Here is a 15,646-nt window from a genome sequence, read left to right as displayed (position 1 = left end):
CACCTACTGGAACACGGTCTATCTCGACCGGGCCGCCCAGCACCTCAACGCTGTCGGCACGACGTTCGATGCGGCACTGCTTGCGCACCTTTCTCCGATGGGCTGGGCGCACATCAGTCTGACCGGCGATTACCTCTGGGAGCAGGCCAGGCGACTTCCAGCAGGTGAATTCCACCCACTCAACGAGCCAATGGCGCGGTTGAAGCGTGTAGCGTAGCCCATGTTCCGCTTATGTCCGAGAAATCGTTGTCTGGCGAACAAACCTTGAGGTGACGCCTGCAAGGCGGCCGTCAGACCTCGCTTACGGCGTACCATCCACGCTATGCCCTCAATCGCGCGTAACCTTGACCTGGGAAAAAATCGTCGCCACAATCATCGGACGTGCGAGACAGGACTGCGCCCCTGAACACGAAATAGTCAGACTGGCCGTAAACGCGGTTGGCAGCGCTAGACGCCTGTATAAAGTTCACTCGGGCGGGAAGTTTCCCGCATCAGCTTCATCCATGCAACTGTCGCGTCAGAAAGATAGGCATTACGCCGCCATGCATGACCCATCACCCAGGCCAGCTCCGCTTCGTCGAGGGGTACTGAAACGATACCTTGTAGGTGTTTTTCATCGACGATCTCGCTTGGCAGGAACGCTACTCCGACATTGGTTGAAACCAGTTCCATCATGAAATCGATCTGGCTGCTCGTAACGGCAACGGTCGGCTCGAAGCCTGCTTTACGACTGGCATTGAGGATCATGCCGTGCAGACGGAAGCCGAGGTCGAAGAGGACGAAAGGGACATCGCGCAAATCCGTCAACTTGAGACTGCCGCAGCGGCTGAGGGGATGGACTGACGAAAGTAAGGCAACGATCGGTTTGCTCCGTATCGGCTCCCATTCAAAGTCAGGAGACTGCGGCTCCAGAATGCCGGCGATATCGATGTCACCAGCCCGCAAGTGCTTTTCGAGCTGGTTGCTTCCATGTTCGATCAGACGTAATTCGATTTGTGGATAACGCTCGCGGTAGGTGCATACCACGGGCGCGAATAATTTAATATTGCCAACGGAGGGGATGCCAAGTCGTAAAACGCCCCGTTGCAAGCCTCGTATTTCATCGAGTTCGGCCAGTACGTCGTCGCGATCGGCCAGCAACTTGATGCCGCGGCGATATACCACTTCTCCCGCAGGGGTCATCACGCAGCGGTGCCCGGAACGGTCGAGCAATATTGTTCCCAGCTCATTCTCGAGTTGCTTGACTGCTTTGCTGATCGTGGACTGCGTGGAAGCGAGCGAACGCGCTGCTTGCGAGAAACCGCCGCAACGCACGACTTCAGTGAACGAGCGTAATAGCCGGAATTCCATGGCCATTCGTTACTGGAATATTCACAATTCCGCAAATTCATTTCCTTCATACACAAAAGCGAAATAAAGGACCGCGCATGAATGCGGCACCCAGGTCTAACGACCGCGCTTCCGATTGATAGATATGAATTAGTGCCATTTGCGCGTATTTCACAATATAGACCGCGTGCAGAATCCAAACATAAAATGGGATAATATACCAGCGCCGCCGGATTTCTTGTGAAACTCCAGTATAAATATGGAAAGGCAACTAAGTGAACAACCGTCAAATGCCGTTGGACAGATTGGCTGATGTAGATTCGTTGAGCGACCGTCATGAATGACTACTCTTCACTTCCGCATCGCTTGAACGGCCGAAGCATTTTTCGCGTTCTGTTCTCCGCCCTAACCCTCGCCGTTGGCCTTGTCCTTGCCGCAGGCGGGTTGAGGCTGATCACACTTGGAGGGTCATCCTATTATGCCCTGGCAGGTGTGGCATATGTTATTCTCGCGTTTCTTTACCTTAAAAGGCACCACGCTGCTTTACATCTGACGATCGCCATTTTTGGTGCGACGGTCATCTGGGCCCTTTTCGACACGCCCGAGTTCGGCTTCTGGGCGCTGCTGCCACGTCTGGTGGTTCCCGCCCTGATGTTTGGTCTCGGGCTTTGGGCGAGTGCGACGCTGGAAGCCGTGCCGGCGAAACTGCGCAGTGCCAGCTTCTGGGGTGGTGCAGCAACCGCCGGTGCGCTGATATTGACGCTCATTTCGGCTTTCTTCCCGCACGGCGCCATTTACGAGCCGGGCAATCTGTCCGCACAAACGCCCCTCGCGCTCGACAAGATCGACGCGCCGGGCAACTGGGCGATGTTCGGGCGCAACGCCAACGGGACGCGCTTTGCGCCATTCAACGACATCAATCTCGAAAATGTGAGCGATTTGCAGGTTGCGTGGACCTATCGCACCGGGCGCCGCACGACCGGGGCCGGGATTGGCGTCGACGAGAACACGCCGCTGCAGATCGGCAACATACTCTACTCATGCACGCCTGAAAACATGGTCACGGCGCTCGATGCAGACACCGGCAAGGCGCTGTGGAAATTCGATCCACATGCTCATTCCGCCGAACACGTCACATGCCGGGGTGTTGGCTATTACGACGTCGACGCCGATACCCGCTTGACGCCCTCGCAGAAAGCTGCGCTCCCCGACGGTATATGCAGGCAGCGGCTGCTCATCTCCACGGTCGATGCACGTCTGATCGCCATCGATGCGGCCACCGGCAAGCCTTGCGCCGATTTCGGCAAGGGGGGCACAGTCGACCTGGCCCCAGGCATGGGCCCGGTCGAGCAGGGCAAGCGCTATCATCCGACATCGGTTCCGGTGCTGATGGGGCATGTCGCCGTTGTCGGTGGCTGGGTCCGTGACATCGTCCACGGCGAACCCTCGGGCGCGGTGCGCGCCTATGATGCCCTGACCGGCAAGCTGGCCTGGGTCTGGGACGTGGGTAGTCCCGACAATGCTGTCGCCGCGCAGCAGAATCCGCAATTCTCTCTCGAAACCCCCAATGTCTGGACGGTCCCGACTTACGACCGTGAGCTCAACCTCGTCTACCTCCCCACCGGGGCTGGTCCGCCCGACTATTGGGGGGGTGACCGCAACCAGGCCAAGGAAAAGTTCGGCGCCGCCATTGTCGCGGTCGACGCCTCGACCGGTCGGACACGGTGGGTCTATCAGACCGTACACCACGACGTGTGGGACTATGACGTGCCCTCACAACCCGTTCTCTATGATGTGACGAACGACAAGGGCCTGAAGGTTCCCGCGCTCATCCAAACCACCAAGACGGGCAATATCTTCGTTCTCGACCGTCGGACCGGCAAGCCGGTTACTCGCGTCGTCGAACGGGCCGTCACCAACAATCCGGCTGCCGAAGGCGATCGGCTATCGCCGACACAGCCATTTTCGGTAGGCATGCCAATCATTGGCAATGATCGCCTGAGCGAACGCAAGATGTGGGGCGTCAGCACCTTCGACCAGCTGTACTGCCGCATCATGTTCAAGGACTCGGTTTATACCGGTGCCTTCACGCCTCCGGGTGAGAAACCCTATATCGAATATCCGAGCCTGCTCGGCGGTATGAACTGGGGCGGTGTCTCGATCGACGAAACGCGGGACCTGATGTTTGTGAACGACATGCGCGTGCCGCTACGCATGATGCTGGTCAACGAGAAAAACGCCGGCAAGTACAAGATCTCGATGGACGAAGTTCCCGGCTTCATGGGCACGCTTCGTCCGCAGGTCGCTGGACCCTATCGCGGAGTCCGGATCGACGTTCTCCAGTCGCCGCTGGCCGTACCTTGCAATACGCCTCCCTTCGGCACGATGACCGCGATCGACCTCAAGACCAAGAAAATCGTCTGGCAGGTGCCGCTTGGCACGGTGCGCGATACTGGGCCGATGGGTATCAAAACCCACCTGCCGATCCCGCTTGGCATGCCTACTTTGGGTGGACCGACCTCAACAGCCTCTGGTCTGGTTTTCTTTGCCGGGACCCAGGACAATTACCTGCGCGCGCTGGATTCGCTCACGGGCAAAGAAGTGTGGAAGGCCCGGCTGCCCGCCGGTGCCCCGGCCGCTCCTTTGATCTACCGCTCGCCGCGTACCGGACGTCAGTATGTCGTGATCTCGGTAGGCGGTATGAGCCACGCGGCTGACGTAGGCGACTATATCATTGCCTACGCCCTCCCACAAAAAGGCTTGGCTGCCCGCTAGGGATGACATCGCCACGTCGGAGCGGCCTTTCGGCTTTACCCCGAACAGCCGCTCCGGCCTCTTATTTGATCGCGGATTCCTGGCGCTTCTATGGATCGACCCGGCCTGGAGAAACGCGCCTAGCTGGTCAGGGCTTCATAATGCAAAAATTTCCCCGGCCGTTTTCGCACAGTCGCGCTTCTTTGCCGATGCTAACAACTTTGTCTGCAACCTTGATCTCCTGCGCCAGCCCAGTGATGGCCCATGCCGAAGACAGCGTTCTTCAAGCCAGCGGTTCTCAGGACGGTGCCCCCCTTGAACGGGAGATCGTATCGCCGCTGACGTCGACCAAGTTTTTGTCCGCAGCGTCGCCCCATGAAACGGCATCCGTTGTCACCGCCGTGTCGGTGGGGGCAAATGCAGCACCCACGCCATCAGATGATGACGATGCTGAGGGTGATCATGACACTCCTGCCACCGATACGGCCCCTCTCATGCCCGACACCGCAGAAGGCCTTCGCCGCAATATTGGCGGCAGCAGCCTGCGTCCTCTGACTGACAGTGAGGCTATATCCTGGATGTTGCCATCCGAACTCGACTCGCTGCGCCGTACCGACATTCCCGATGCCTATTATGTGCCGACCACTGTGGGCGGCCATCTGATCACGCCGCTCGATCGGTTCCGTGCCAGCCTGAAGCAGAAGGGATTGACATTCTCCCTCTCCTATAAGGCGGAAGCGATGGACAACCTTGATGGCGGCGTGGAACGCGGCGCAGACTATGTTCACGAACTCACCCTGCAAATGCATTTCGATCTCGACAAGCTGGTCGGGCTGCGAGGCTGGACGCTGCACGCCTTGGTAATGAACCGAGTGGGGCACCAGGTGTCGACCGATCGACTGGGCGAGCGTTATATCAACTTGATGGAAGTGTATGGACTAACGGGAGGCGTCGCCGCTCATCTTGTCGACTTCTACCTACAAAAAACCATGTTAGACGGGCGCCTTGATGTGGCGGTGGGACGCATGTCGCTGACCCACGTGTTTGCGACATCGCCGCTACTATGTTCGTTCATGGTGACGTGCTCGGCGCCGGTTATACTCAAGCGGGCACCCGGGTTCGCCGTTTATCCCAAGGCTACGATGGGTGGGCGTGTACGCTTGCGCCCCACGCGTGATACCAGCGTACAGTTGGGTGTTTATCAGGTCACGCCGCTGGCGAGCAATCCATCGGGCTGGGCCTGGGGCAGCGAGCGAACCACCGGGGTCATGCTGCCGATTGAATTCACGTGGCAGCCGTTTCTCACCGACAAAAAGCTACCGGGCCATTATGTGTTCGGCTATGCCCGCGACACCTCACGTTATGCCGACCTGATGACAACCGGCGCAGCCAACGCGATTAAGCGGGATAGTACGCCGCCTAGCGCACCGATGAATATGTACTGGTTCGAAGGTGATCAGATGATCTACCGCAAGGGCGGATCGGACCAGATGTCGGGTGGTTACCTGATGTTCGGCTATGTCCACAACACCCCGCGCGTGGCGGCGTTGTCAGACCAATATTATGCGGGCTTTTCATTCAACGGGGTGGTCCCGCATCGCGATACCGATCGTTTTGGCGTGCTATGGTCGTGGTATCATGTCAGCGACCGATTGCGCCTCAACCAGATGTACTTGATCGATAGCGGTCAGTCGCTTGGGGCTTCGGTGCTGGCACCGCAGACCAGCTCTCACGTGATCGAGGCTTATTATAGCATTGATGTCATGCCCGGCCTTCAGCTTCAGCCCGAATTTGACTATATGATCCGTCCGGGTGAAACCACCAAGACCCCCGACGCGACGCTACTAGGCATGAAGATCATCGCAAATTTCTGAAAACTACCATCAACTGCTTGCTTCTAACGTTCGGTGCCCCGCCCAATCGCGGCGATGATCTGGCCCTTAAGCCAGTTGGATGCAGCGAGTCGAAACGAGTCCGGATGCCAGCATACCCTATTGGGTATGTACGATCTATTTGCATGTGCCACGCGGAGAATGTCTCTGGACGGGCGCTAGGCGCCGAGGAAGAACGATGACGATGGACAGGACCATGGCATCATGGGCGATGGGGTGGGTATCCCGACGCACCGCACCGACCACCGTCAGACTAGCTGCGCGATGGCTGGAACTACGCTCCATTGGGCTGGCGCCGGAACATTTCAGCCTTGCGGAGGGGTGCCGCGCCGCGCTGGCTGTCGGCGTACCGCTGGCGATCGCGGTTTCCTTCGGGCGGGCGGCGCTAGGCTGGGCGGTGTTCGCCGCCTTCTGGACCTGCCTGTGCGACGCGCCTGGCCCGGACCGGCTGCGACGCCGTCTGCTCCTGCTGTTCGTCGTGTGTGGGACGCTGGTCACGCTCGCCGGAGCCTGGGGGGCGTCGGCAGGTGCTATGGCCGGCATGATAATCGGGCCGGCGCTGGTGTTCCTGTCGATTGTCGGAGGATCACGCGTTGCCTGGAGCGGGCCGCTCGGCACTCTGCTGGCGGTTGTGGGGGTCGTCGCCGTCGGCTTTCCGCGCCCCTTGGATAATGCCCTTTTTCAGGCGGGCGCCTTCAGCGCGGGATCGGCCTGGGCCTATCTCCTGATAAATGCGCTGTGGCGGCTCGACCCTGCGGCTCCGCTGCGCCAGCTCGCCGATGCCGTCACCGCGCGGCTGCTGGACATGAGCGGCGATCTGGCGACGATCGGGGATAGCCGCCATCGCGACGAGCAATGGCACAGCGAGCATGCCGCACATCGCCGCGCCGTGCGCCTGTCGATCGAGCGGCTGCGCGGGTTGATCGCCCCTTACGCCCGCGATCCTGGTGTAACCGCGCCGCTTCTTCGCCTCCTTGACACGGCGGAAACCATATTCGGGGCATTGATCGCGCTCGACCAGGCGTTCATCGACCATATCGGCCCCGCCCCCCAGCGCGTTGCAACTGCGCGGGCGGTACGGGTGGCGCTGCTCGCCTGGCGATCGTCGATGCGCGCGGGGGAAGCCGGCCGGAAAACGAGACACCGCGCCGTCAAGCGGTTGCGGCGAACCGAAGGGCGTCTCTCGGACAACCTGTGCATCGGGTGCGTGCGCGCGATCGCGCAGGCGCTGGACGCTTTCGACGCCCACCCTACCGACCTGCCCATCATCACCAGGACCGCCGACCTGGCAACGGCCCCGGCGACCGGGTGGCGGCAGGCTTGCCGGCAGGCGCTACGCCAGTCCGCCGGGCTGATGGCGGTCTATTACACAGCGATCGTCTTTCGGCTGGGCTATCCTTATTGGGCGGCGATGGCGGTGGTGGTCGTATTGCAGGGCGGCGCACGCGTGACATGGACGCGCTGTCTGGAACGCATTCTCGGAAGTCTGCTGGGCGGGTGCATCGCGCTACTGGTGTTGCATGTCGCCACCGCGCCGGCAGTTTTGGCCGGCTTGGCGATCGGGCTGGCGGGAACGGCGGTGTCGCTGCGGTCGGTGAACTACACCGTGTTCGTGGCGTTCCTCACCATGCTGTTCATTCTGGTCACCGAACTGCTTCAGCCCGGTGCCGGGATCGCCTCCGCCAGGATGCTCGATAACGTCATCGGCAGCATCGCCGCGCTGCTCGCCGTGCTGCTGCTCTGGCCCGATTTTGGCGCCTCCCCCACCGAGCGCATCCGGTCCGGCATCGCGGCCAACCACGCCTATGTCGCGGCGGTCGAGGCCGCCCGCCCGATAGGAGAGATCGAGGCGGCGCGGCGCGCGGCCGGCCTGGCCAGCACGGAGGCCGAGGTCGCGCTGCACGACTTGGGCACAACGGTACGCCGCTTCCACGTGTCGTCGGAAGATCGCGCGTCGATAGCTGCACTGCGCCGCTTGGCAGGCGACGCGGCGATCGCCTGGCACCGGCGCCTCGCCGCAGCGAAGGCGCCACCGGAGGAATCCTGCTAAAGCACTTTGGTCAGACCAAGTCATTGCAAATTCTCGCGGACACCTTGACTCGCGCTGACTACTCACCCACGGAGAGGAAGAGAAACCGGGAGCTTGGTAGGACCATTGGTGCAGACAGCCACAACTTGGAGCCAGACTTATGATCCCTTGGGCAACCTCTGGCTGTCCGGCTTGGTCGCGGCGATACCGATCCTTTTCTTTTTCGCCGCGCTGACCGTGCTGAAGCTGAAGGGGCACGTCGCAGGCACGATCACCCTGTTGCTGGCTATGGCAGTGGCGGTCACGGTTTTCGGGATGCCGGCCGGCATGGCGCTCGCGGCCGCGATCTACGGCTTCTGCTATGGCCTGTGGCCCATCGCCTGGATCATCGTCGGCGCGGTCTTTCTTTATAAGGTGTCCGTGGAAACGGGCCAGTTCGCGATCATCCGGCGGTCGATCCTGGCCATCACCCAGGATCAGCGGTTGCAGCTGCTGCTGGTCGGCTTCGCCTTCGGCGCTTTCCTGGAAGGGGCGGCGGGATTCGGCGCCCCGATCGCGATCACCGCAGCGCTGCTTGTCGGCCTGGGGTTCAAGCCGCTTCACGCCGCGGGCCTGTGCCTGATCGCCAATGCCGCGCCGGTCGCCTATGGCGCGATGGGCATCCCGATCATCGTCGCCGGCGAGGTGACGGGGATCGGGCCGTTCGCGATCGGACAGATGGCGGGCCGTCAGCTGCCCCTGCTGGCGCTACTGATCCCGTTCTGGCTGGTTTTCGTCATGGACGGCATGCGCGGTGTGCGGGAGACATGGCCGGCCGTGCTGGTGGCAGGCGGATCGTTCGCGACCGTCCAGTCCCTGACCGCCAACCATGTCGGACCGGAACTGCCCGACATTCTCGCCGGCCTGGCGACCCTGATCTGTCTGCCGCTATTCCTGCGGTTCTGGAAACCCGCCCGCGTCTTCCGCTTTGAGGACGCCGGCGAAGCGGGAATGGCGCTGCCCGCCCAAGACGCCGCGCCTGTGACGCGCGGTCAGGTGGTGCGCGCCTGGTCTCCCTTTCTGATCCTCACCGCCTTTGTGACCCTGTGGAGCGTCGCACCGTTCAAGCGGCTCTTCGCGCCCGATGGCCCGTTGTCCTCGATGGTGGCGCATGTCAGCGTCCCGCTGCTCGACGGGCGGGTGCTGAAAGGACCGCCGATCGCCGCGCAGGCAACGCCGTTTCCGGCCGATTACAAGTTCGATTGGTTCTCCGGGACGGGCACTGCGATCTTCATCGCCGCGCTTGTCACATTGCTGGTGCTCGGCCTGCGCCCGCGCCGGGCTCTCGTCACCTTCGCCGCGACCGTCAGGGGCCTGCTGGTCCCGATCTACTCGATCGGCACCGTGCTGGCCTTCGCCTTTGTCGCCAACTATTCCGGGCTGTCCGCGACGCTGGCGCTGCCGCTGGCGCAGACGGGCCGCGCCTTTACCTTCTTTTCGCCGTTCCTTGGCTGGCTTGGCGTTTTCCTGACCGGCTCGGACACCTCGGCCAACGCGCTGTTCGGCGCGTTGCAGGCGACCACGGCGCGCCAGATCGGGGTCAGCGACGTGCTGCTGGTCTCAGTCAACACCACTGGCGGGGGCACGGGCAAGATGATCTCGCCCCAGTCGATTGCGATCGCCTGCGGCGCGGTGGGGCTGGTGGGACGCGAATCGGCATTGTTCCGCTTCACAGTAAAGCACAGCCTGTTGTTCGCCGCGCTGATCGGCGTCCTGACCACCGTGCAGGCCTATATGCTGCCCTGGATGATCCCATGACGACGGTGCCCCCTGCCTCCTCGGCCCCCGGTCCCGCTTCCTCCAATCGCGTAGTCGACCGCGCCGTGGCGGCGATCGAGGCAATCATCGCGGAGCGTGGCCTGACCCCTGGCGCGCGCCTGCCCTCGGAACGCGCCATGGTGGCGATGATCGGCACGTCGCGCGGCAGCCTGCGCGAGGCGATCGGGCGGCTGAGCGCGGCGGGTCTTCTATCGGTCGGGCCGCGCGGCACCACCATCGCCGCTCCGCTGGCGGCGCGATGGGCGGAAGGCACTATCGCCGCACCGCTGGGCGCGCGGATCGCGGCCGATCCCGGCTATGGCCACGATGTGCTGGAGGTGCGGCAGGGCCTGGAGCGGCAGGCCGCCTTTCACGCCGCGCGGCGCGCGCTGCCTGCGGATCGCGACCATATCCGCCGCTGCTTCGACGCGATGATAGATAGCCATGGATCGGGCGATGCGGGCGACGAGGCCCAGGCGGACGCCGCCTTTCACCTCGCCATAGCGCGCGCATCGCACAATGCGGTGCTCCATTCGGTAATGTCGAGCATGTTTGGGCTGCTGCGATCGAGCATCTCGGATAGCCTGGAAAAGCTCTACACCGTGCCTCGCACCTTTGAGCAGCTATCAGACCAGCATCGCCGGCTGATGGAGACGATCCTCGCTGGCGACGCGGAGGCGGCGCGCGATGCTTCCGACGCGCATATCCAGTTCGTGGAGACAACCATCCGTGGGATCGACGAGGAACGTGCACGCCAGGTGCGCGCGGCCGCGCTCCACGCCCCTTCTATTCCCCAAGACAGGCAAAAGAGCAGATCGTGATCATTTCCGCCCCCACCGACTATCGCGAGGCGGCGCGGCGCCGCCTGCCGCCCTTCCTGTTCCATTACATCGACGGGGGCGCCAATGCGGAGCATACGCTGCGGCGCAACGTCACCGACCTTGCCGATGTTGCGCTGCGCCAGCGCGTGCTGCGCGACGTGGCCGACCTTAGCCTCGAAACCGAACTGTTCGGTAGCCGGCTCGCTATGCCTGTCGCACTGGCGCCGGTAGGGCTGACGGGCATGTACGCGCGGCGAGGCGAGGTGCAGGCCGCGCGCGCGGCCGCCGCTGCGGGAGTACCCTTCACTCTGTCTACCGTCTCCGTCTGCGCCATCGACGAAGTGCAGCGCGCCTCCTCCGCGCCCATCTGGTTCCAGCTCTACGTGCTGAAAGATCGCGGCTTCATGCGCGACGCGCTGGAACGGGCGCAGGCCGCAGGGGTGACGACGCTCGTGTTCACCGTCGACATGCCGGTGCCGGGCTCGCGCTATCGCGATCGTCATTCAGGCATGTCGGGACCCGGCGCGCCCCTGCGCCGCGTCGCACAGGCGATCACGCATCCCCATTGGGCGTGGGACGTCGGGCTGCGCGGCCGGCCGCACGACCTGGGCAACATCTCCACTTATCGCGGGATGCCGACCAAGCTGGAGGATTATATTGGTTGGCTCGGAAACAATTTCGATCCATCGATCGCGTGGCAAGACCTGCAATGGATCCGTGATTTCTGGAAGGGGTCGATGGTCATCAAGGGCATCCTCGATCCCGACGATGCGCGCGACGCGGTGCGGTTCGGCGCGGACGGGATCGTCGTGTCCAACCATGGTGGACGCCAGTTGGACGGCGTGCTGTCCAGTACCCGCGCGCTGCCCGAGATCGCCGAGGCCGTGGGGGGCCAGATCAAGGTGCTTGCCGATTCGGGCATCAGGTCAGGTTTGGACGTAGTGCGGATGCTGGCACTGGGCGCCGATGCGGTGCTACTCGGCCGGGCCTTCATTTATGCCCTGGCTGCGGCGGGGGAAGCAGGGGTCGCCAACCTCTTGGCCCTGTTCGCCAGCGAGATGCGCGTGGCCATGGCGCTGACCGGTGCGCGATCGGTCGGCGAACTCGACCGTGGGGCGCTGGTCGCATGAGCGGAAACGGCAAGAGCCCGGCGCTGGTCGCGGCACTCGAAACGATCGTCGGTAGCGCGTACGTTCTCATCGATCCCCTTGAAACGCAGCGGCGCCGCGACGGCATTGCGCCTTGGCAACGGTCCGATTGCCGCGGCGGGCGAGCCGACCGACTGCGGTGGATTGGTAGTATTGGCGGTGCGGCGTAAAATAGCGTCGGCCACATAGACATCGCTTGAACCGAAGGGATCGATCTTGTCCAAATCTTCTCGTCCGACGTCATCCCGCGTCGCGATTATCGGTAGCGGAAACGTCGGCGCTACCGCCGCGTACGCGTTGATGCTGCGTGGCTTGTTCACCGAGATCGTGCTGATCGACGCGAGTAAAGAGCGAGCGATGGCAGAGGCAGCCGACATTGGCGATGCCAATGCCATTGCACGACCGACCCGCATTTGGGCAGGCGAATATGCCGATGTAGCGAAGGCGGATATTCTGGTCTTGACAGCGGGAGCCGCGACTCATGGCGACGAAACCCGTACGTCCATCGCGGGCAAAAGCGCCGAGATTGTGCGTGCCTGCATCGATGAGGTGAAAGCGGTCGGGTTCGACGGAGTGATCGTCGTCGCCTCCAACCCGGCGGATGCGATGGCACAAGTAGCGCAGCAGGCGTCCGGTCTCCCACCCGAACGTGTGATCGGCACCGGCACCCTCCTTGACAGCAATAGATTCCGGCAGCGAATCGCGGAAGAGCTCGGCATCGCTCCCGCTACTGTTGAAGCATTGGTCTTAGGGGAGCATGGCGATAGCGAGGTCGCCGCCTTTTCTACCGTGCGCATCGGTGGGGTAGCGCTCGATGCTTTTCTTGATGGGCGTATGATCGACCGAGCCGCAATAGCGCGCGACGTGATGCGTGCCGGTTACACAATCAACCATGGCAAGGGCTTTACCTCCTATGGCGTAGCTACTGCGATCGTGCGCATCTGCGAGGCGGTCCACCGCGATGAACGTGTGGTGCTGCCCATCTCCGCACGACTAACCGGAGCGTTCGGTCTGAACGACCTCTACCTGAGCCTACCATGCCTTATCGGCGCACAAGGTGTGCTGCGCGTGCTGGAACCCGATCTCCGGCCTGATGAGCGCTTGGCGCTGCTCGCGTCCGCAGAGGTGTTGCGCAGCACCCTTGACTCGATCGCTTGAGATGCTCCCGCAATAGCAAAGGTCGTAGCTTCCTTCCTTGGGCGTAGCCTCTCGTCCAAGAGCAGCAGCCCACCGGCCGAATGGCAGTCCGAGTACCATCGTATCGAGATGGCTAGTCGCGTAAATCAGCGGCGGCTACTTGCGCTTTCAGTTCTGGACACGCGCGACCGGAGACTCCCTCGGTAACAGCATGGGTCATAAAATGCTTTCCGATAAACGCCGCCAGCAGCAATCCAAAAGTCGGCCCTTTGCACCATTCGACTGTCGACACCCTGCGCTGGAAGGCGCGATCGGACAATTCCTGCCCAATCATGAATGTTGAACATAGCTGCTACTGTCCGGTCGGCCCGGCACATGACGGATCGGATATGCGCGCATGTCCACCGCCGACCAGGACCTCGCTCGCCAGCTCGACGTGCTGCGCGCGGATGGACGCGAGTAGCTCTATTGGGACCAGGCATACGGCAATCACGCGGATCGGCCTGAACTGGCGAGCCCAATCCGCTGTCGCTTACTGTCCCCGGTTGGCGCTAGCGGCGCTATTCCCACCGGAGCACATCAAAACGGTTAGAATTGGGTCTTTGCTGCATGGGGGCGGTGATACCCGTTTGTTCGCGTGAGAACGCTTAAGTCAGTTTCGGTCATGACGTTCACTAAATTGGGCGGTAATGATGCGCTGTTCACGCTCAAGGCGTTCCTTTCTGCGATCATGGCGTACTACATTGCCCTGCGTATAGGACTGGAGCGTCCTTACTGGGCCATCATAACAAGCTATATCGTCGCTCAGCCCTTGGCCGGCGCTGTTTCCTCCAAAGCGATTTTCCGGCTGTTCGGTACGGTCGTGGGAGCACTTGTGGCCATCGTTTTAGTGCCGACCTTGGGCAATGTCCCTGAACTTCTCTGTCTCGCGCTCGCCGCCTGGTTGGGACTATGCACCTATGTTGCTCTTCTCGGCCGAACGCCGCGCGCCTATACTTTCCTGCTGGCCGGGTACACTGCCGGCATTATCGCCCTTCCGACAGTAGACGTTCCTGCGACGATCTTCACCGTAGCGAGCCTGAGGACCCAGGAGATTGCTATCGGGATTATCTCGGCGACGCTGGTCCATAGCCTCGTCTTCCCAAGGACGGTATCAGCCCGGATGATGGCGCGGATTGACGTGATCCTAGCCGATGCCGAGCGGTGGACGCGCGATTCATTGACGCATCAGCAAAGCGATGTTCTCGTCGCCCGGGATCGGCGCCAGCTCGCAACCGATATTCACGAACTGCACCAACTTTCCGCCCATCTTCCTTTCGAAAGCAGCAGGCATCGCCTCAAGGCCGGCATGCTACGCGCCCTGGAAACACAATTATGCCTGCTTTTGCCGCTGGCGAGCGCGGTGGAGGACCGTGTTCAGCAGCTTCAGGTCAATGGCGGCCTTCCCAGTCCAGTGAAAGAGCTGCTGGAGGATGCGGTTCTTTGGCTGGCCGGAGCGGAACAGGGCTGCACCATGTCGGAGGTTGACATTCTGCGTCGACGTGCACGGGCGTGTGAGCCCGATTGTGCGAAATTTGTCCCTTGGAAGGCGGCTCTCGAACTCAGCCTGCTCGACCGATTGGCCGAATTGATCGCCGTTCATGCGGTTTGCCGCGAGTTACGCGATGCCATGGCGCAGAAAGGCATCATTGTGTCAAAGCGGACCCAGGCAGCGGTTCAAAATGCGGGCAAGCGCATGCTGCACCGTGATCACGGGCTGGCCTTTCGCGGGGCTTTGACCACAACTATGACGGTTCTGATCGGCTGCGCCTTCTGGATCATTGCGGCTTGGCCTGCTGGCGCCGGCGCTGTCGTCATTGCCAGCATCATTTGCGCTCTTTTCAGCAATATGGATGACCCGGCACCAACGGCCTGGAAGGTCTGGCAAGGTACATGCGCCGCGGTGGTCGTCGCCGCTGTTTATGCCTTCGCGATCCTGCCACGCGTGACCGATTTTGCCGTCCTGATTGCCGTCATGGCTCCGGCTTTTCTGACGATAGGCACCATGATGGTCAATCGCCGCACAGCAGCCATCGCAATCGGCATGATCCTGGCCCTGCCCGGCTTGATGGGCTTGGATGCTGTTTACTCGTCAAGCTTTACATTTTTCGCCAACGCCGCAATCGCGCAAGTGGTCGGTGCGCTGCTAGCGGTGCTGGTTCTGGAGGCCGTCCGCACGATTGGAGCTGAAAAGGCAAGCTTGCGTTTGATGCGCGCCGGTTGGCGCGATCTTGCCGGGCGAGCAGGTTTGCGCCACATGCCTGACACCGCCAAATGGATCAACACGATGCTGGATCGTATCGGCCTGCTGACACCCAGGCTAATAGAGATCGGCGGCGATACGTCAACTCCTTTGCTTGAGATTTTGCGCGACACACGCGTCGGAATTTCTCTCGACGAACTGCAAAGACTACGGCGTATCGCGAGCCCTAAAGATGCCCGTCTCCTTTCGCTTGTTTTGGGGCGAGTAAGGCAGCACTACGCGCGCAAATCGACAGCGGCAGATCGCACTGACGACGCGCTTGTCCGCACCATAGATCTGGCCATGAGCAAGTTTTCCGGCAATGGCGTAGGCGAAAAGAGGCTCGCCACACTCGCATTGACGAGCTTGCGTCGCAATGTCGTCTCCTGATTTCAGCGAAAACACGGAACTGGAATGCAAAGGAGCGCTTGGCCTGTTCGTTCTGGCAGTCGGCGCGA

The 15,646-nt window shown here is 61.8% G+C and carries 10 protein-coding genes; 9 read left to right on the top strand and 1 reads right to left on the bottom strand.

The window, feature by feature from the left end; all coding sequences use genetic code 11:
* Positions 1-217: Tn3 family transposase (locus OKA11_RS22045; RefSeq protein ID WP_267224339.1), on the top strand; the 217-nt coding region annotated here is incomplete at its 5' end.
* Between the two features lie 230 nt (positions 218-447).
* Here the strand turns inward: OKA11_RS22045 and OKA11_RS22040 are convergent.
* Complete coding sequence (locus OKA11_RS22040) at positions 448-1,350, bottom strand: LysR family transcriptional regulator (protein WP_267224337.1); 903 nt, start codon at positions 1,348-1,350, stop codon at positions 448-450.
* 315 nt (positions 1,351-1,665) lie between these two features.
* Between OKA11_RS22040 and OKA11_RS22035 the strand changes: the two genes are divergently transcribed.
* The 8 genes from OKA11_RS22035 to OKA11_RS22000 all read left to right on the top strand — a co-directional run bounded on the left by OKA11_RS22035 (position 1,666) and on the right by OKA11_RS22000 (position 15,578).
* Complete coding sequence (locus OKA11_RS22035) at positions 1,666-4,104, top strand: membrane-bound PQQ-dependent dehydrogenase, glucose/quinate/shikimate family (RefSeq protein ID WP_267224336.1); 2,439 nt, start codon at positions 1,666-1,668, stop codon at positions 4,102-4,104.
* A gap of 140 nt (positions 4,105-4,244) precedes the next feature.
* Positions 4,245-5,957, top strand: coding sequence for a carbohydrate porin (locus tag OKA11_RS22030; protein WP_036526757.1), 1,713 nt, complete (start codon positions 4,245-4,247; stop codon positions 5,955-5,957).
* 196 nt (positions 5,958-6,153) lie between these two features.
* Entirely contained in the window at positions 6,154-8,025 is a 1,872-nt protein-coding gene (locus OKA11_RS22025; protein ID WP_017503111.1) for an FUSC family protein, read from the top strand.
* 108 nt (positions 8,026-8,133) lie between these two features.
* Positions 8,134-9,801 (top strand): lactate permease LctP family transporter, encoded by a 1,668-nt coding sequence (locus tag OKA11_RS22020; protein ID WP_036526799.1) that lies wholly within the window; start codon positions 8,134-8,136, stop codon positions 9,799-9,801.
* Positions 9,798-10,622 carry an FCD domain-containing protein gene (locus OKA11_RS22015; protein ID WP_267224331.1) on the top strand — a complete coding sequence of 275 codons (825 nt, stop codon included), beginning with the start codon at positions 9,798-9,800 and terminating at the stop codon, positions 10,620-10,622. The genes OKA11_RS22020 and OKA11_RS22015 overlap by 4 nt, the downstream gene beginning before the upstream one ends.
* Positions 10,619-11,752 carry an FMN-dependent L-lactate dehydrogenase LldD gene (gene lldD, locus OKA11_RS22010; RefSeq protein WP_017503108.1) on the top strand — a complete coding sequence of 378 codons (1,134 nt, stop codon included), beginning with the start codon at positions 10,619-10,621 and terminating at the stop codon, positions 11,750-11,752. Before OKA11_RS22015 ends, lldD begins: the two co-directional genes overlap by 4 nt.
* Positions 11,753-11,986: 234 nt before the next feature.
* Positions 11,987-12,928: an L-lactate dehydrogenase gene (locus OKA11_RS22005; RefSeq protein ID WP_036526759.1), complete on the top strand. Its 942-nt coding sequence runs from the start codon at positions 11,987-11,989 to the stop codon at positions 12,926-12,928.
* Between the two features lie 643 nt (positions 12,929-13,571).
* On the top strand, positions 13,572-15,578 hold the full coding sequence (locus OKA11_RS22000) for an FUSC family protein (RefSeq protein WP_267224326.1): 2,007 nt from the start codon (positions 13,572-13,574) through the stop codon (positions 15,576-15,578).
* Positions 15,579-15,646 lie beyond the last annotated feature (68 nt).

Source organism: Novosphingobium clariflavum (assembly GCF_026420865.1).
Taxonomy (GTDB): Bacteria; Pseudomonadota; Alphaproteobacteria; order Sphingomonadales; family Sphingomonadaceae; genus Novosphingobium; species Novosphingobium clariflavum.
This window is presented reverse-complemented; position numbering and strand designations above follow the sequence as displayed.